The 16,732-nt window shown below is 46.9% G+C and carries 17 protein-coding genes; 9 read left to right on the top strand and 8 right to left on the bottom strand.

The window, feature by feature from the left end:
• The first annotated feature begins 319 nt into the window (after positions 1-319).
• Together PQQ36_RS00295 and PQQ36_RS00290 are read left to right on the top strand one after the other, a co-directional pair.
• The gene (locus PQQ36_RS00295) at positions 320-2,191 is read left to right on the top strand and encodes a methyl-accepting chemotaxis protein (RefSeq protein WP_011082467.1); all 1,872 of its coding nucleotides are present in this window, start codon (positions 320-322) and stop codon (positions 2,189-2,191) included.
• A 141-nt stretch (positions 2,192-2,332) separates the two neighbouring features.
• Positions 2,333-4,201: a methyl-accepting chemotaxis protein gene (locus PQQ36_RS00290; RefSeq protein ID WP_011082466.1), complete on the top strand. Its 1,869-nt coding sequence runs from the start codon at positions 2,333-2,335 to the stop codon at positions 4,199-4,201.
• Positions 4,202-4,295: 94 nt separating this feature from the next.
• On the opposite strand, the gene PQQ36_RS00285 is transcribed toward PQQ36_RS00290, so the two are convergent.
• The 3 genes from PQQ36_RS00285 to ppiC form a co-directional block, all read right to left on the bottom strand.
• The gene (locus PQQ36_RS00285) at positions 4,296-5,675 is read right to left on the bottom strand and encodes an alpha-amylase family glycosyl hydrolase (protein WP_101957800.1); all 1,380 of its coding nucleotides are present in this window, start codon (positions 5,673-5,675) and stop codon (positions 4,296-4,298) included.
• A gap of 438 nt (positions 5,676-6,113) precedes the next feature.
• The gene (locus PQQ36_RS00280; protein WP_011082464.1) at positions 6,114-6,539 is read right to left on the bottom strand and encodes a universal stress protein; all 426 of its coding nucleotides are present in this window, start codon (positions 6,537-6,539) and stop codon (positions 6,114-6,116) included.
• 232 nt (positions 6,540-6,771) lie between these two features.
• On the bottom strand, positions 6,772-7,050 hold the full coding sequence (gene ppiC, locus PQQ36_RS00275; RefSeq protein WP_011082463.1) for a peptidylprolyl isomerase PpiC: 279 nt from the start codon (positions 7,048-7,050) through the stop codon (positions 6,772-6,774).
• Positions 7,051-7,217: 167 nt separating this feature from the next.
• Between ppiC and PQQ36_RS00270 the strand changes: the two genes are divergently transcribed.
• Positions 7,218-8,141: a chemotaxis protein gene (locus PQQ36_RS00270; protein WP_011082462.1), complete on the top strand. Its 924-nt coding sequence runs from the start codon at positions 7,218-7,220 to the stop codon at positions 8,139-8,141.
• A 20-nt stretch (positions 8,142-8,161) separates the two neighbouring features.
• Here PQQ36_RS00270 and PQQ36_RS00265 read toward each other — a convergent pair whose 3' ends face one another.
• The 4 genes from PQQ36_RS00265 to hutW all read right to left on the bottom strand — a co-directional run bounded on the left by PQQ36_RS00265 (position 8,162) and on the right by hutW (position 11,318).
• Positions 8,162-8,695 carry an ATP:cob(I)alamin adenosyltransferase gene (locus PQQ36_RS00265; protein ID WP_011151808.1) on the bottom strand — a complete coding sequence of 178 codons (534 nt, stop codon included), beginning with the start codon at positions 8,693-8,695 and terminating at the stop codon, positions 8,162-8,164.
• A 105-nt stretch (positions 8,696-8,800) separates the two neighbouring features.
• Positions 8,801-9,331 carry a heme utilization protein HutZ gene (gene hutZ, locus PQQ36_RS00260; protein ID WP_045621224.1) on the bottom strand — a complete coding sequence of 177 codons (531 nt, stop codon included), beginning with the start codon at positions 9,329-9,331 and terminating at the stop codon, positions 8,801-8,803.
• Between the two features lie 38 nt (positions 9,332-9,369).
• Positions 9,370-9,873, bottom strand: a complete 504-nt coding sequence (gene hutX / locus PQQ36_RS00255) for a heme utilization cystosolic carrier protein HutX (protein WP_011082459.1) — start codon at positions 9,871-9,873, stop codon at positions 9,370-9,372.
• A gap of 71 nt (positions 9,874-9,944) precedes the next feature.
• A complete protein-coding gene (gene hutW / locus PQQ36_RS00250; RefSeq protein ID WP_060533461.1) occupies positions 9,945-11,318 on the bottom strand; it encodes a heme anaerobic degradation radical SAM methyltransferase ChuW/HutW in 1,374 nt (457 codons plus the stop codon).
• Positions 11,319-11,478: 160 nt separating this feature from the next.
• Here hutW and PQQ36_RS00245 point away from each other — a divergent pair, with 160 nt between their 5' ends.
• The 6 genes from PQQ36_RS00245 to PQQ36_RS00220 are packed head-to-tail and all read left to right on the top strand — an operon-like array spanning position 11,479 to position 15,988.
• Positions 11,479-12,201, top strand: a complete 723-nt coding sequence (locus PQQ36_RS00245) for an energy transducer TonB (protein ID WP_273660137.1) — start codon at positions 11,479-11,481, stop codon at positions 12,199-12,201.
• Positions 12,202-12,203: 2 nt separating this feature from the next.
• Positions 12,204-12,896, top strand: a complete 693-nt coding sequence (locus tag PQQ36_RS00240; RefSeq protein WP_011082456.1) for a MotA/TolQ/ExbB proton channel family protein — start codon at positions 12,204-12,206, stop codon at positions 12,894-12,896.
• Entirely contained in the window at positions 12,889-13,302 is a 414-nt protein-coding gene (locus PQQ36_RS00235; protein ID WP_072612214.1) for an ExbD/TolR family protein, read from the top strand. Before PQQ36_RS00240 ends, PQQ36_RS00235 begins: the two co-directional genes overlap by 8 nt.
• A gap of 11 nt (positions 13,303-13,313) precedes the next feature.
• Positions 13,314-14,165: a heme/hemin ABC transporter substrate-binding protein gene (locus tag PQQ36_RS00230; RefSeq protein WP_072612215.1), complete on the top strand. Its 852-nt coding sequence runs from the start codon at positions 13,314-13,316 to the stop codon at positions 14,163-14,165.
• Positions 14,166-14,174: 9 nt separating this feature from the next.
• Entirely contained in the window at positions 14,175-15,206 is a 1,032-nt protein-coding gene (locus tag PQQ36_RS00225) for a FecCD family ABC transporter permease (protein WP_072612216.1), read from the top strand.
• Positions 15,203-15,988, top strand: a complete 786-nt coding sequence (locus PQQ36_RS00220; RefSeq protein ID WP_225454380.1) for a heme ABC transporter ATP-binding protein — start codon at positions 15,203-15,205, stop codon at positions 15,986-15,988. The genes PQQ36_RS00225 and PQQ36_RS00220 overlap by 4 nt, the downstream gene beginning before the upstream one ends.
• 87 nt (positions 15,989-16,075) lie before the next feature.
• Here PQQ36_RS00220 and PQQ36_RS00215 read toward each other — a convergent pair whose 3' ends face one another.
• Positions 16,076-16,537 (bottom strand): TetR/AcrR family transcriptional regulator, encoded by a 462-nt coding sequence (locus tag PQQ36_RS00215; RefSeq protein ID WP_011082451.1) that lies wholly within the window; start codon positions 16,535-16,537, stop codon positions 16,076-16,078.
• Between the last annotated feature and the right edge of the window lie 195 nt (positions 16,538-16,732).

Raw genomic sequence — 16,732 nt, 5'->3', positions numbered from 1 at the left:
CACGCGGATTGTAATAACATTTGTCTAAAGAACGCTCTTTGCGAGGCTCAAAATACTCGCATTGCAAAAAACAGTTCAGGAGTAAAATATTCCGATTTAATATCAACAACTTAATAAAATTTACCGTTCATTTTATGTAATAAGCAGTCAAACACATAATAAAGCCACTATTATCACAGAAATTACACTTTCATAGACAAATCATTGCCTCAGGTTAAAAAAAGTAACAAATTGTACTCATGTTTGAGACCTAAATGTCGATATAACTTCTACAATTAATAAAAATGAAAGAACAGTAATTATAAGCTGAGGGATTTATATGAAATTTAGTCACAAGGTTGTAGCCGCTTCCTCCGTGCTTCTATTGGTGACCATTTCTTTGCTGTCGCTAAAACAAATTTATACCGTGCGTAACACCATCGAAGATCACGTCACGACCAGCCTCAACGAAATGGTCAGCAGTGTCCGCAATACCGTTGTTTCTGAAATGGAAGCAAAGAAAAACCTCGCACAGTCGACAACAGAGGTCATCGAAATTGATCCTTTTGACCGCGACTATGTGAAAACCATCTTGGAAAAACCAAAACTAAAGACCAGTTTTCTTGCTGTGGGTTTTGGCTATGAAGAGAATGGATTTGTTATCGAAAACGATGACGGCTGGGAAGCCGCCCCAGATTACGATCCTCGTAAACGCCCTTGGTACGTGGATGCCAAATCGCAAAACAAATTGATTGTCACCGCACCTTATGTCGATATTTCCAGTAAAACGGTGATCATCTCAGTGGGTACACCAGTCAAAGAAAACGGTAAGTTTGTCGCGGGGATGTTTTACGACATGCAGTTGACTAACCTGGCGCAATTGGTTAACCAAGTGAGTCTTTTTGATGCGGGATATCTCTTCCTCGTCTCTTCAGACGGTACAACCATCGCTCACCCAGATGCGAAAAATAATGGTGAAGTTTTCTCCAAATATCTTCCTGAAGTTCAGCTCAAAGAAGGTGAGCAGCACTTTGAAAGAGATGGTGCGCGCTATCAAGTCACCTTTACTAAGATCCCAAGTGAAAACTGGTATATCGGTGCGATCATTGATGAAGACATCGCTTTCTCAGCCGTCGCTGACTTACGTAACAGCTCTATCCTTTATTCTGTCATCGCATTGATTCTTAGTATTATCGCTTTGACGGTTCTGATTCGTGTCCTAATGCGTCCGCTCGATGCTCTGAACGCCGCCATTCAGGATATCGCCTCAGGCCAAGGGGATCTGACTCACCGCTTAGATACCAATACCGATGAAGAGTTTTCAACGCTAGCGACAGGCTTCAACACCTTTACCAGTAACCTACAGAACCAAATCATTCAGTCGAAAGAGATTGGACGTGAGATCATGCACGGTACAGAGCTCACAGCGACAGGGGCAAAAGGCTCTGCTGAAGCCATGGGGACGCAGTTGCAAGAACTAGAACAACTTGCAACGGCAATGAATGAGATGGCTGTGACAGCCACCGAAGTAGCCAATAACGCACAAGGGGCAGCGGGCGCGGCTCAAGAAGCCGATGACGCGACTCAACAAGGTTCCGTAGTCGTCAATGAATCAACGGAGTCGATTAATCAGCTCTCCGAGCGCATTGATATGGCCGTTGAAGAGGTTCAAGGTCTAGAATCTGCCACCGCTAACATCGAAACCATCTTGAAAGTGATTAACGACATTGCCGATCAAACGAACTTGTTGGCACTGAATGCTGCTATTGAGGCCGCTCGAGCGGGTGAATCTGGTCGTGGCTTTGCGGTGGTTGCGGACGAAGTTCGTACGCTGGCACAACGAACTCAAGAGTCTACAACAGAAATTCGTAGCATGATTGAGCAGTTGCAATCTGGGGCTGCATCCGTTGCAAGCGCCATGAAAGAAAGTAAAGGCAGCGCGGTTGAAGCGGTTGAACGCGCACGCGAAGCCAATGACTCTCTGCAACGTATCCGCGACGCGATTCAGCGTATTACCGACATGAACATGCAAATTGCCTCTGCGGCAGAAGAACAGAGTTTGGTCGCAGAAGAAATTAACAACAACACAGTCAATATTAAAGACTTGTCGACACAAGTGGCTGGTGAAGCCTCAAATGCCAACCAAGCGATGCAAGTTCAAACGGAAAACGTTAGAAAACTGGACGAAATCTTAAATCGATTCATCGTCTAACCCACACAAAGCGAAGGCATAGCCTTCGCTTTTTTCTTATCTAAAAGTGGCTTAAAACCATCAAATAATTGGATGAACTCCAGTTTCTTAACTATAAAAATATAGATAGTTGGCGACTCAACCATATTCGGGGGAATTGGGATGAAATTTAGTCATAAAATTGTAGCCGCTTCATCTGCGCTATTGTTGGTTACCGTATCCTTACTGACAGCCAAGCAGTATTTCACCATGCAAGATGAGCTGACGGAGCAAGTCGAAGCGAGTGTCACGGAAATCGTAGATGGGGTTCGAAATACCGTCGCAGCAGAAATCGATGGCCGCAAAGCCATTGCTGCTTATGCCACGAGCATGATGGAGACCGATCTGTCGCCCAAACATATTTCCGATGTCATTACCCGCCCTATCGTTAAAAACACCTTTTTACTCGCGGGTCTCGGCTTTGAAAAAGATGGGTCAAACATTAACAACGATCCAAGTTGGAACCCAGGACCGACTTGGGATCCTCGCGTTCGTCCTTGGTACAAAGATGCCAAAAATGCAGGACAACTCATCATCACCGCTCCCTATGCGGATTCCGCTACCAATGAAATTCTGGTTTCCATCGCCACCCCCGTGAGAGACAACGGGACATTTATTGGCGCCATATTCTACGACGTGAGCTTAGCGGGCCTTGCCGAACTCGTGAACCAGGTGAAATTGTTTGATGCGGGTTATGTGTTCATCGTTTCCGAAGATGGCACCACCATCGCGCACCCTGACACTAAGCTCAACGGCAAACCGATGTCTGAATACATGCCGAACGTGCAAATTCGCGAAAACCCACAGCAAGTCGTACTAGATGGCATTTCATATACCCTCGATTTTGCTTCAGTTCCAGGAGAAAACTGGTATGTGGGCGTCGTCCTCGATGAAAGTATTGCCTATCAATCCATTAATGACTTACGCAACAGTTCCATCATATACACCATCGTTGCCTTGCTCTTAAGTATTGCGATTTTGCTGGTACTGATTCGCACCTTGATGCGCCCTCTTGATGATCTCAATAACGCCATTCAAGACGTGGCATCAGGTGAAGGGGATCTGACCCAACGATTGGACACCAACACAGACAAAGAATTCTCTCAACTGGCAGATGGGTTTAACACCTTCACGGGCACGCTTCAGCAGTTGATCAAACAGTCGAAAGCCATTGGTGAAGAAATTCTGCGTGGCTCTGAAACCACCTCTGGTGGCCTACAAGAATCTGCGGCGGCAATGCAAGAGCAGCTACGTGAACTGGAACAGCTTGCTACCGCAATGCATGAAATGGCCACCACCGCGTCCGATGTCGCCTCTAACGCGCAAGGCGCTGCCTCTGCAGCGAAAGTGGCGGACGACGCTACCGTTGATGGCACCGATATTGTTAGTGACACGACACAGGCGATAGACGATCTTTCCGTGCGCATTGATCAAGCAGTGGTAGAAGTTCAAGTGCTTGAATCTGCAACGGCGAACATTGAAACCATCTTGAAGGTGATCAACGACATTGCCGATCAAACCAATTTGTTGGCACTGAACGCCGCCATCGAGGCCGCTCGTGCAGGTGAATCTGGCCGAGGATTTGCTGTGGTTGCAGACGAAGTTCGCACGCTCGCTCAGCGTACTCAGCAATCCACTACCGAAATTCGCACCATGATTGAAAAACTGCAAAGCAGTGCAAATTCGGTTGCCAGTGCCATGAATCAAAGCAAAGACACCGCCACCAACGCCGTTGCCCGAGCACAAGAAGCCAACCATGCCCTTGAACGTATTCGTAATGCGATTCAGCAGATAAGTGACATGAACATTCAAATTGCCTCTGCAGCGGAAGAGCAAAGCCTGGTGGCTGAAGAGATCAATAACAACACAGTGAAAATTAAAGACCTCTCTGTTCAAGTCGCGGATTTGGCAGAAAACGCCAACATCGCGATGCAAGTTCAGGTAGAGAACGTTCGAGAGCAGGACGCAATTCTTAATAAATTTATTGTGTAAGTCCGGCTCGAACGGCAATAGAAAAGGCGAAGTGAGACTTCGCCTTTTTTGTTTTCGCTCTTTTGTTTCGCTATCTACCAGCCTTGACGTTATCTCAACACATCATCAATGCCGTTTTTGCCGCAACGACAATGTCAATCTTGCCGTTCATTGGTAAGAAATGCTTGCCCGTCAACATATCTTGAAGAGGACGCGCTAATGGTAAGGAGATTGTTTGTTTCCGCGCCGATTTGTTGATCACCACAAAACCACGCTCACCACGGCTGAACACCAACATATCATCATTCCCTTCCAGCACCGTCATTGGCTCGCCATGAAAGCGGTTGTGGAATGCAATCATCTGTACCATTCGCGGATCATGCCAAGCGTCTTTCCAACGTGGCTGCCCGTTCTGGTTAAGTATGCCGCTCGTATCGAGATCGGTGTAAATCAGAGGTGTTCCACCATCACGCCCCAATACATAGGCGTAAGCTAACCACTCGTTTTCTTCATCCAACACTAAGTTAGCAAACACATCATTGTTGGGAATGTCATGTGTGGTGACAAACGTAATTGCGCGCCGATTCGACAACGCCTGACCAAAACAGTAAGGGTCTATCAAGCTTTTAAAGCTGCCTTTCGCGGCAAAGGCTTTAAATAAGGTGCTAAAAAGAGGGAAATCGTACGCACCGAGACGAGTCTCTTGTAAGTAAGGTTGCAGAAAGAGTTCATACTCCTCTTCCGTGGCTCCCCCATCGGTAATGATTTCACCGAAGATATGCATGCCTTGCGTAATGTCTTCTGTCCACACTTGCTTGATATGCTCTAGCGTCATGTGCTTTGCTGCATCAATGCGAAACCCTTTGACACCCATCGCCTTCAGCGCCATTAAGTAATGACGCTGCTGGGTGATCACATGCTCATGAACACGTAAGGTCGGTAAACCGGGATCAGTCGGGCCGCCGCTGATACGGCCATTTTGCACTTGCCACTTGTCTTTCCAATCTTGAATGCCGAACGCTTCAACAAAATCTTCTTCGGTAAATAGAGGCTCAGAGAGATCACCAAACAATCGCTGGCTTTCATAATACTCAGGATCGCACATGTACTCTTCGAGCACGGTTTTGCTTGGGTAGTTTAAGTCCGCTCTCTGTTTTGCTTCATTCGCCATATGATTAAACACCACATCCGCATAGACCCAAACACCACAACGCTGAAGCTCGGTCACCATGTTCTGAAAATCAGTGGTGTTACCAAGTGCGTTATCAATCACGCGGTAATCTTGTGGCTGGTAACGCTGCCACCACTTGGGTGATTTGGCGCTGCGTAACGGCGGTGAAACAAGCACTGAGCCATAACCCAGCTCTTGAATTTTTTGTGCCTGTTTAGCGATATCGGCATATTTCCAATCAAATGCATGCAAAATTACATTGGCTTTGCTGGTCGGCAAAGCGTGTTCTGCTTGATTCATTTTCTTCACGTCACCTTTAGTCATCGTTCTTTTCTGTACGAGTGAATTCAATGACTGAAATTATAAAAGGAGTCTGCTCGCCGCCCTCCCCCTTTGCAAACAAGTTGTAAGGGTGAATGGAAAGGCGTAGTGACTCCTTTTCATCAGCGTATGGTGGAAAAATCATAAGCCATTGAATGGAGACAGGAATAACAACTTAGTTAACGTACTGTTTTAAATATTAAAAAGCCAAATTCATCTCTATGTTTACCACCTCTTTCCATACGCCTTTATGCCAAAGCTAACCAAACTTTCTCCCCTTGCTGCATTTTCTCTTTTCCTGTCCATCGACCAGAAATGCCGCACAAGTCACACTCGGTGAGAATACAAAAATCGATTTTCGACTGGATGATGCTTTGCTAGCCACTCACCACAACAAAAAAGCCGCCTGTTTAGCAGGCGGCTCTTAGGATCATGGCTTGGCTAATCGAAGATTGGCACCACCAAAATATCCACGGGAGATTTGTTCACCAACGTTCTTGAATACGAGATGATCTTGCTCCAGAAGTTATGGTGATGACCGCAGATAAGTAGATCAACTTCGTGCTCTTTGATGGTGACTTCAAGTTTGTCGCCTAGATCGCCAGTCCCGACAAAAAAGTGTTTCAATGGATATTCCATATAATCGCTAAAGCTTCTTAAACACTCCATTGAATGTTCTGTGAGCGGCCTTTGCGTCGGATCGACATTCAAGTCGATGAGTTCACGATAAATCTCCCCATGAGTCCCATCAATGTGGATAAAGGAAATTTCTGAATCAAAGTAGTTCGCCATTTCAACGGCTCGGTCAATCAGCACGGTGCTGTCGTCTGAAATCTCCAAGGCAACCAAGATATGTTTGTATTTCATAGCCTCACCCTTTTGCGCAATGCGTTATCTTTAGCATAGCGATCTCTAACGAAAAAAGTGTCGATAAGATCCCGAAATAGCTCATTTTTTATCGAGGGATGGGAGGCGTTTTCCAAAAGCTATAAACGCAAAAACGCAGCCAACTGGCTGCGTCTTAACTTGGTTTATTTGCAATACCCACCACTTGTTACCGGCCGAGAATAAAGCATTCAATCAATAGCAAGTTAGGGCGTTAGGTTCTGTACAACACCTTCAACACATGCCAACCGAACTTGGTTTTCACTAAGTGTGGCGTCAAAACTTCACCAGTAAAGCAAACTTTATCGAACTGGGGTACCATCTGGCCACGTTTGAATTCACCGAGGTCACCGCCACGTTTGCCCGAAGGGCAAAGTGAATGCTTCTTCGCAAGCACATGAAATTTCGCTCCTTTCTTCAACTGAGCGATAATATCTTCCGCTTGCTCTTTATGCTTCACCAAAATGTGAAGCGCTGCTGCTGTGTTGGCCATCAGACACCCCCTAAAATAAAAAACGCGCAAGTGTAACCTAAAGGCAGGTATCGGTCATTAATTTGATCTAAACACACGACCATACGCTTTAACTTCGCTTTAGCCCTTGCTGGACTAGAATTATAAAGTAAGATTGAAGCGTTAGAATTTCAAAACAAGGTATACCCATGGCTAAAACCCCAAGTAAGGCTAATCAATCGCAAGGAATGCTGGTCTTCAAACTGACCTTAAAGCAAAATTTTGCTATTGGTACGCTCAAAGTTAGGGAGATCGTGCCATACATGCCGACGACACAAATACCTTACTCTCATCGTCACGTGGTCGGCACCGTCACGATTCGTAACCTCACCGTGCCCGTTATCGACATGTCCGCTGCGATTGGTTTTCGCCCGATCGACAAATCGGAATACAAAAATAGCTATTTGATCGTAACAGACTGCTTACGTACCGTTGTGGCTTTCATGGTGCGCTCGATTGAAAAGATCATCGATTGCGATTGGCGCTCGATTGAAACCCCACCTGCCAGCGCGGGTCATAACGTGTTCGTCACTGGCATCACGCGCTATAACAACGAAATCGTGCAAATGCTGGACGTGGAGTTATTGCTTTCGAAGATTTATCCGCAATACGAGAACGCCAATATTCCAATGTTGACCGATGTGGAACGTGAACGTCTCAAAGCGCTGAACATTCTACTTGTCGATGACTCCTCTATTGCTCGAAAACAATTGAGTGATGCGCTCGACGGTATCAACATCGGTTATCAGATCTGTAAAAACGGCTTAGATGCATTGGAGCTGATGCGAGTTGAAGCTGGACGCGGTCGCCCATTCGATTTGCTTGTAAGCGATATCGAAATGCCCGGATTGGATGGCTATGAATTGGCGTTTGAAGTGCAAAATGATCCGGCGTTAAACCGCTCCTATCGTATTTTGCACACCTCATTATCCAGTGAAATTTGTGTTGATCGCGCTCACCAGGTCGGGGCACACGAAGCGTTAGAAAAATTTAATGCTGGCGAGCTGATTGAAGCGATGCTGCGTGGTGCCAAGTCACTGGAACAAGCGAGAAGTCAAACTGCCGCAGTTTAATCGCAGCAGCTTTTGCTGGCTTATTTGGGCATAGAATAACTTTTGCTGACAAACTCGGTTTCTTGCACCTGATAATATTGATTGGTGTAAGAAGCCAAGGCATACATGACATTTGCTAATAGATTGCCATAGCGAAATAAAATCGCTTCGGGTGATTTCTTCGCCGAATGTTCAATCATCACCAATGCTCTCACCACCTTCTTGGCTTGGCATCGACATAGATGTAACTGAGCAGACACCGCATGACCACCCGGTAGAACAAAGCCAGCGAAGCCACCATTTAATTCATTGCGTAGCGTTTGATAGTCCTGTTTGAGCTCAGCAATCATCGTTTCATCAATGGCCAACTTTCCTCGCACGGAACCATTTAGGTGATAAATGTTCGGTTGAACTCGCGTCAGAATATCACGAACAAGATCCGGCAGATCCATGGTCAGCAATAAGCCAACTCGACTGCAAAGTTCATCGGCACTGATCTCAAAATCACAGACGGGGCTGTCTTCATAAATAAAGGGGTAGCAAAGTTCATCAAGCTGCTTGGATACAGGTTTCATTATTTGTTATTTCGCCATTGAAAAAGGGAGTCAGTATAACTGAGCTCCCTTGTCTTTGTTGGAGAATCTAAGTTGGAGAATCTGACGCGTTCAGACTCGCATTCGTTATCCGTTGGAGATCTTGCGATGCCCTTCTTGAAGGTGGACAAAATCAACCAGATCATCACCAGACACTTGGTACGCCTGACCAAAGCCTTTTACAAACAGGCCACGTTCCGCCTTAAGATTAAACAAAACGAAATCTTCCAGTTGACTTAAACCAGAGACAATCTCGCCAAAACGCTCTTCCATTTGAGTAATCACTTGATGCCAAAGCTGAGTATCACGTTCAATCACACTCGCTACCGCATCAAAGGTTAGACGCTTACGCGCAAAAAGCTGCTTAGCGCCTTCCTCATCTTCGATCATCATCAAAGACACTTGCGGATTCTCAAGCAGGTTACGCGCATGACGCGCGATTTTCGAGATCAAAACAAAGTACCCTTCTTGATTCTGTACAAAAGGCGCATAACTCACGTTTGGACGGCCATCCGCATCTACCGTCGCAAGTTGCAACGTTTGACGCTCCTGACGAAACTCTTTAATTTCCGGCTCTAGGCGACCTTGTAACCTTTCTTGTTTTACCTGCGGATCCATGGCTTTCTCCTCGAATTTTTGTTGTTATTAGATTGATATTATTGAGCAAACTCATTTTGCATTGATTTAAAACGTGCCACTTGCTCTGGGAACAGTTCACGTTTTTCATCGCGACCTAGATAGATCTTAAAAATGTTCTCACCAGAGGCCGAAAAGAAACCAAAGTAGTGGCTTTCTTTCCCCATGAATGGCTTGCTGACTAAAGCCACTGCAACAACATTGTCCAACTTGAGATGGCCGTGCAGCTCGCCCTGTTTGCCCATTAGGTTGTAATAGCCTCTCGCCTCTTTCCCTTTCGGGAAGGGCGCTTTCACCTCAAAAATCGAGCCGAACGCATGTACGATGGTCGTCACTGGGCCAAAATCAACCAGGTTCTCTAAAATGGATTGCGCGAGCTCTCCCTTAACCAAAACAGCCATATCCTGAGGGAGAGACTGAACGATGTCGAGCTCTGTTACGCTTAGGCGTTCTGCCATCGCTGCGGGTAATAACGTGGGTTCTTGTTGTAGCAGTTCAGCCACTTGTTGTTGCAGAGAATTCATCTTCTTTCCTACAAATTATCGATTCATTGATGTTTTTCCGCCTGACCTATAAGCGTTAGGCGAACACGCCACTACTGTGCGATGGCTTGTGTCTGATGAGCACTTTGATACTCAGAGCTTAGTATTTGAATACACGCTTGTGCCAAGGAAACGGCCCAAAAACTGCCTGCCAACGTCAATGTGGCACTACGCTCATTCAGTTCAACCAACCCTCTCTCTTGCCAAAGTCGGAATAGAGGTTGAAGAAAATCAAAGACGTTGTCGCCCATGAACTCAGGCAGTTTATCTGCCATCACAACACCGCGATCAAATCCAGATTTCAACGCGGCGAAAATCGCCTCTAACGGATGTTGCTGTGTCATCATCATAAGGGGAAGCTGGCCGTGGTTTATCGCCGCCATATAGGCGTCGAGGCTACGATGTTGCATCATGCCGTAACCACCAATAGAGCCACCAGCACCGCAACCAATAGGCAAAACTTCTGCGTAGGTCTTGGCCAAACTATTGTAGAGGCTGCGCTCGCGGTTATCCGTCGCCCAGTGGTTGACACTCAGTTGTTTGAGATGATGCTGGCGCATAAAGTTCACTCCAATCTCATACATGCTGGCTTTATCAGGCGTTGTCGCGGGAGGAGGTAGCTTGCCCTTCTCCACCAAATTCAACATAGGCGCACTGCCACCCACCACCAACTGGTATAAGTCCAAACCGTGCGCACCCGTTGAGATGAAATCGTTGAGATCTTGCAACAAGATGTCACGAGTTTGATGTGGTAAGCCATATAGGAGATCAACGATCACTGGTGCTTGATCGTAACTGGCTAACTCACTGAGACGCGTGAGCACTTTCTCTCGGTCATCTAATCGCTTCGCACTGCGGCGCACCAAGGTATCAAAGCTCTGTACACCAAATGAAAAGCGGTTAAAGCCGCCTTTCATCGCGCCATCGTACATCTCGTCGCTAAAGCGATTAATACGCCCTTCCAGCGTGATTTCACAATCAGCAGAAAGCGGAAAATGGCTTCTAATCGCCTCTCCCAGCTGCCTTACTTGGGTAGGAGAAAGGTCAGTAGGCGTACCGCCGCCAACGTACACAGCATGGAACACACCACTTTGTGTCCATGGCAGCGCCGATTTAATCGCAATTTCTTTCAGCAGTGCCTCGAAATAACCATCAACCAGTTGGCGACTGGCGGCGTTTTGGAAGAAGTTACAGAAGGTACATCGCACACGGCAAAACGGAATGTGGATATACAAACAGCGTTTTTTGCGCGAAAACTCATTACTTTGGGTCAAGGTATTAAACTGTTCCACCAATTGAGATGGGTTTAATGGTCGACTCATTCCACCAGCGTGAGCTGAGTGTTTTTGAGCGAAGGCAAAACGCAACGGATCGGGGGTATCAATACCGATAATGGATTGATCATACTTATCTAATGTAAGCGTCATATTCACTCGCTTATTCCCCGCTGTATAAGGCTTAGCGGGTTAATCTCTAAAACTGATGCGATCATAAAATTAGTTAAATGATAATGCAATTGATAATTGATCTTATTTGCAATGTAAGTGATAATCTCGCCCAGATTTAGCTTTTCGGAACAACAGCATCATGAATTTACCCAGATATCTTTTTGCGGGTTCGCTCTCGTTGATGTTGCATGCGGCGTTCATCTCAGCCAAAGAGCAAGCCGTCATTTTTCAAACCAAAGCGGGTAGCGACTCTGCGTCCGTCTCATTAAATTTGGTCTCCAATCCTTCCCCTTCCTCCAATAACGCGGTGGAAAAAAACGTTGAGCCAAAAGAAGAGACCAAACCACCCACTAAACCAAAACCCAAAAAGCCAGTAGAGCCAAAGAAAGAAGTGGTGAAACCCAAACCGCCTACCCCAAAGAAAGCGTCTTTAGAAAAACCCGTGGTAGAAAACAAGAGCAGCACGAAACCCGCAGAGTCAACGCCTGTGGAGCAGCCAGAACCCGTGGAACATAAAACGCCAAAAGGTGCAGACAATGACAAACCGGCCAGTTCCGCTTCTCAAGGAGTCAGTAGCCAACCGACGCTGATAGAAAAGCCGAGCTTCATGGAAAAACCCGTTCAGCCGAAATATCCTCGAGTCGCACAAAAGCGGGGGATTGAAGGCACTGCCTTGTTTGAATTGTGGATTGATGAGCAAGGAAAACTAACCCAGTTACTGTTGATCACGTCGAGTGGCGCAAAAATGCTTGATGACGCGGCTCGAAAAGCCATTCAGCAGTGGAAATTTACCCCTCACGCAGAGAATGGTCAAAAAATGCCTTCTCGAGTAAGAGTTCCCGTTCGATTTTCTTTGGACTAACCATGCAACAACTACTAGAACTGCAAAACCAACTTGGCCTAATGACTTGGCCGTTAATTCTCTGTTCCGCGGTGACGGTGATGATCGTCATCGAGCGTCTGATTCAGGTCGCCTTAAGTATTGGTGTCGGCAAAAGTGCTATACGCCGCCAACTCAGTACGATTTCACCGACGAATAGCCAACAGATTGAGCAACTTGCACAAGCTTTATCAAACAAACGTCCGTTGCTCTACCGCGGGGTTGCCATGCTTTTAGCACATCACGACTTTGCTAAATCGTTACGCGAAGATGCCGCTGGGATGTGGTTACAGGAAAAACGTCATCAACTTCATTCCGGTTTGCGTCTGCTGACATTAATTGGCGTGATCAGCCCACTGCTCGGCTTATTAGGGACCGTTCTTGGCCTTATTGAGATGTTTAAAGGCGTGGCGGCGTCCAGTGGCAACATCACCCCCAATGATCTTGCGGAAGGTTTAGGGCTGGCGATGAGAACCACCGCTGCCGGGCTTTTGATTGCGCTTCCTGCCATTGCCAGCGCGCAACTGCTCGGCCTATGGGCGGATCGCGTCATGTCCAAACTGGAGCATAGCTTAAACTACGTCAACCTCTGGTTAGAGGGGGTGTCACTTCAACATGTTTCGCCGGGCAAGCATATTTCAGAGCAAAACAAGCTGCAGGTTACCGCCCATGATTAAAGTGCCTCAAAGTCATCAAGACTCAGGATTAACTCCAGACTTAACACCATTGCTCGACATCATTTTCATTGTGATGGTGTTTCTAATGTTAACAGCGGCAGTGAAACTGGAATCTATCGATGTCAATTTACCCAGCAGCGATTCAAAAGTGGTTTCTCCAGTAGATAAACAATCGCTCACCATCAACATCTTAGCCGACGAGCCACATTGGGCAATCAATGGTCAACGCTACCTCGACTGGCAAAACTTCACTTTGGCCTTAACGGAAGAGACCAAAAATTCGGACAACCCCGTTGTCATCGGCGCTGATAAAACGGCAGACATTCAACACTTGGTCACCCTATTAGCTTTCTTGCAAGAAAAAGGCATTAAAGCCACTCAGCTCCTCACCGATCAACCACAATAAGAGATTCAGGAATGAAAAAAACCATGATTTTAGGGCTCAGTTTTGCCCTTCTAAGCACCGCCCTTAGCATGCCTTTACAGGCAGCCCAAGAAAGAATCATTAGTGCTGGCAGTGCCGTTACTGAGCTAATTTTGGCTTTGCACGCCGAGCAATCCCTTATCGCTGTTGATGTAACAAGTCAGCTACCCGATGGTCAGCAACTTCCCAAAATCGGTTATCACCGTCGCTTGTCGGCCGAAGGCTTATTAGCGCTATCACCAACGAAATTAATTGGCTCTGATGAAATGGGGCCAGCCCCTGTATTGCAACAACTCAAGTCCACTGGCGTCGATATTGAAGTGGTGAACACGCAAGCCAATGTAGACGGGCTAAAAGCGCGCATCGACCAGATTGCCGCCATTCTAAACAAACCGCAAGAAGCACAGCAGTTGAAGTCTCTAGTTGATCAGCAAGTGCAAAGTTTAAAGGCGAATCAGCCGACCAATCAGAAAAAGAAAGTGCTGTTTTTGCTGATTCACGAAGGACGAGCAGCAAATGTGGCCGGAACGGACACAACACCTGATGCCATCATCAATTTGGCAGGCGCCATTAACCCCGCCGCCGATAAGATTACCGCCTACAAGCCTCTTTCAAGCGAATCGATGGTAGAAATGCAGCCAGATGTGATTTTAGTCAGTGGTCGCAGTTTCGAAAAGCTGGGTGGCCCTGACGCCATCATCAAAATGATGCCTCTTTTGGCCGCCACGCCTGCTGGACAAAATAAACAAATCATGACGATAGATGGCGCCGCTTTAGTTGGCGGTTTGGGTTTAAAGAGCCTCGCAGAAGCCAAGCGACTCAACCAGTTACTTTACACACAGTAATTTATCATCATGTTACGTCATATCCCTCTTTCCATCTGCGTCACGGTGCTTTTAGTGACGCTGAGCTTAACCGCTATCTCCTCAGTGACCGTGGGGCCAATGAACATTAGTGGTGCCGATACCTTGCGTAGCTTGCTGCGCCTAGGTGACCTTGCACCGCATATTGATGTGGTCATCCAAGAAATTCGCCTTCCCCGCACACTACTTTGCATGTTGGTGGGGGCAATTCTCGCGCTTTGTGGTGTCGTGATGCAGGGTTTGTTTCGAAACCCATTAGCCGAACCGGGCATCATTGGCGTCTCAGCCGGTGCGGCATTAGGCGGCGCGGTTGCCATTGTCGCCCTTTCTCAAGTGGCAATGTTGTCTATCTCAATCATGAATTTAGCGGTGTTACCTATTGCCAGCTTCCTTGGTGGTGCACTGGCGACGGCCTTGGTCTATAAAATGGGGGCCGGAAAATTTGGGACCTCGGTCACCATCATGCTGTTAGCGGGCGTCGCGATTAGTGCTATTTCCGGTGCAGCGATTGGCTATCTCAACTTCCTTGCCGATGATCAAACACTGCGTGACCTCTCGTTGTGGTCAATGGGCTCACTCGCGGCAGCAAACTGGGGATCCATTGCTTTGGCGGCTTTTACCTTATTAGCCCTTTATGGGTACTTTGCTCGTAAAGCCATGGCGCTGAATGCACTACTTTTGGGAGAATCTGAAGCTCGTCATCTAGGCATTGAAGTACAACGCCTCAAAAGAGGTTTGATTGCACTTTCAGCTATTGGCGTTGGGGTGACGGTCAGTATTTGTGGGGCGATTGGTTTTATCGGTCTGGTGATCCCGCATCTTGGTCGTATGCTTGCAGGACCAGACCATCGCAAATTAATTCCGCTCTCAGCGTTGCTAGGCGCGTTACTGCTGACCTTTGCTGACATGGTGGCAAGAGTTGCCGTCGCACCTGCTGAGTTACCTGTGGGCATCGTCACTGCCGCTATCGGCGCACCTTTCTTTATTTATCTTCTCTTCCAGCAGAAAGGACGAATTCTATGAAAAAGCCTGTTGTACTTCGAGGGCAAAATCTCTCATTGCAGTTCGCCTCTCGCCAGGTGCTCAAACAGATTGATGTGGCATTTTGCGCTGGTGAAGTGGTGGCATTACTTGGCCCAAACGGCGCAGGGAAAAGTAGCCTGCTCAAGTTGTTGAGCGGTGAGATTACTTCTTCACAATCCATCGAATATTTTGGCAAAGCCGCCAAAAGCTGGCGGAGCGCAGCGCTTTCTCGCCACTTGGGTTTGTTGCCACAAAGCAGTTCACTCACCTTTCCTTTTCTGGCGCGAGAAGTGGTCGAATTGGGTGCAATCCCCCTGGCGTTATCCCAAGCTGAAGTGAAAACCATCGCTGAGAAATACATGGCCATAATGGACGTCGTCCATCTGGCAGACAGCTTATATCCTGCCCTATCTGGCGGCGAGAAGCAGCGCCTTCATTTTGCACGAGTATTAACTCAGCTCGATCAAAGTGGCGATAAGAAGATCTTGATGCTGGATGAGCCAACCTCTGCGCTCGATCTGGCCCACCAGCACAATACTCTGCGAGTGGCGAAACAGTTTGCCAAAGAGCAAAATGCGTGCGTCATTGTGGTACTGCATGATCTTAATCTGGCGGCTCAATATGCCGATCGCATGGTGATCCTACATCGTGGTGAGATTGTGGTTGATGCCTGCCCAGAAGAGGCTCTGACGCCAGAAATTATTGACGCGGTATACGGCTATAAAGCGCTGATTGGTCGTCACCCTACACTGGACTTCCCGCTAGTTCAGCCTGCCGCCTAGCGCGTTTGAGCGATGAAAATCGCCATCGTCCGCGCTCTGCAAAAATAAAGCTCCCAAAAGGGAGCTTTATTTATTGAATATTGGTCGTTATTGACTAATACGAACGAGAGACTTACCAAACAGCCACTCGAGCTCTTTCTTGCTCTCTTCACCAAACTGGCTTTCCGTCATTTTGTAAAGACGGTCGATACCGTTTGCTGCAAACTCGTGCGCACGCTCAGCCGTTACGATATGGTGGAAAAGCAGACGCAGGATGGCACGGAACTCTTCATCTTCCAACGCAACAACCCAGCTTTGAGAAAATTCGTTTAGACCTTTATTGAATTCAAGGTGCTCAACAAACAGTTTAAAAATTCGACCGTCTAGTGCAGCGGTAAAGTCCGTTTTCTTAGGGAAATGATGACTTATACCGGTACGTGAAACACCTGTCTGTTGACTCAACGTCGTGTACGACATTTTGTCGTAACCGAGCCTAAGCAACTGATCAACAACGGCATCCATAATTTTCTGGATAGTGATTTCGGTATCTTCTTTACTACGCTTTGGCATATTTTAGCTCTTCTCTTTGTAAATCCATCTAACTCAAAGTCTGAGGTCAGAATGAAAATCGTTCTCAATAGGTTGCCAGAAAACACCCTTTTTCGAAATAAACAAGCCTACTTTTTATTACGAAATACTGTAAACCAGGTTTGCAGATGCATGTCTTCAAGCAAAACAAAATTTCAGAATATGCAACTAAATTAA

The organism is Vibrio sp. CCUG 15886, assembly GCF_028570825.1.
In the GTDB taxonomy this organism is placed as follows: Bacteria; Pseudomonadota; Gammaproteobacteria; order Enterobacterales; family Vibrionaceae; genus Vibrio; species Vibrio vulnificus_B.
Note: the sequence above shows the minus strand (reverse complement) of the source record. Positions and strands in the feature narration are given on the sequence as shown.

Excerpts from the sequence above, each read along its gene's own strand:
- PQQ36_RS00295 (WP_011082467.1), top strand. The coding sequence starts at position 320 with ATGAAATTTAGTCACAAGGTTGTAGCCGCTTCCTCCGTGCTTCTATTG.
- PQQ36_RS00290 (WP_011082466.1), top strand. The coding sequence starts at position 2,333 with ATGAAATTTAGTCATAAAATTGTAGCCGCTTCATCTGCGCTATTGTTG.
- PQQ36_RS00285 (WP_101957800.1), bottom strand. The coding sequence starts at position 5,675 with ATGACTAAAGGTGACGTGAAGAAAATGAATCAAGCAGAACACGCTTTG.
- PQQ36_RS00280 (WP_011082464.1), bottom strand. The coding sequence starts at position 6,539 with ATGAAATACAAACATATCTTGGTTGCCTTGGAGATTTCAGACGACAGC.
- ppiC (WP_011082463.1), bottom strand. The coding sequence starts at position 7,050 with ATGGCCAACACAGCAGCAGCGCTTCACATTTTGGTGAAGCATAAAGAG.
- PQQ36_RS00270 (WP_011082462.1), top strand. The coding sequence starts at position 7,218 with ATGGCTAAAACCCCAAGTAAGGCTAATCAATCGCAAGGAATGCTGGTC.
- PQQ36_RS00265 (WP_011151808.1), bottom strand. The coding sequence starts at position 8,695 with ATGAAACCTGTATCCAAGCAGCTTGATGAACTTTGCTACCCCTTTATT.
- hutZ (WP_045621224.1), bottom strand. The coding sequence starts at position 9,331 with ATGGATCCGCAGGTAAAACAAGAAAGGTTACAAGGTCGCCTAGAGCCG.
- hutX (WP_011082459.1), bottom strand. The coding sequence starts at position 9,873 with ATGAATTCTCTGCAACAACAAGTGGCTGAACTGCTACAACAAGAACCC.
- hutW (WP_060533461.1), bottom strand. The coding sequence starts at position 11,318 with ATGACGCTTACATTAGATAAGTATGATCAATCCATTATCGGTATTGAT.
- PQQ36_RS00245 (WP_273660137.1), top strand. The coding sequence starts at position 11,479 with ATGAATTTACCCAGATATCTTTTTGCGGGTTCGCTCTCGTTGATGTTG.
- PQQ36_RS00240 (WP_011082456.1), top strand. The coding sequence starts at position 12,204 with ATGCAACAACTACTAGAACTGCAAAACCAACTTGGCCTAATGACTTGG.
- PQQ36_RS00235 (WP_072612214.1), top strand. The coding sequence starts at position 12,889 with ATGATTAAAGTGCCTCAAAGTCATCAAGACTCAGGATTAACTCCAGAC.
- PQQ36_RS00230 (WP_072612215.1), top strand. The coding sequence starts at position 13,314 with ATGAAAAAAACCATGATTTTAGGGCTCAGTTTTGCCCTTCTAAGCACC.
- PQQ36_RS00225 (WP_072612216.1), top strand. The coding sequence starts at position 14,175 with ATGTTACGTCATATCCCTCTTTCCATCTGCGTCACGGTGCTTTTAGTG.
- PQQ36_RS00220 (WP_225454380.1), top strand. The coding sequence starts at position 15,203 with ATGAAAAAGCCTGTTGTACTTCGAGGGCAAAATCTCTCATTGCAGTTC.
- PQQ36_RS00215 (WP_011082451.1), bottom strand. The coding sequence starts at position 16,537 with ATGCCAAAGCGTAGTAAAGAAGATACCGAAATCACTATCCAGAAAATT.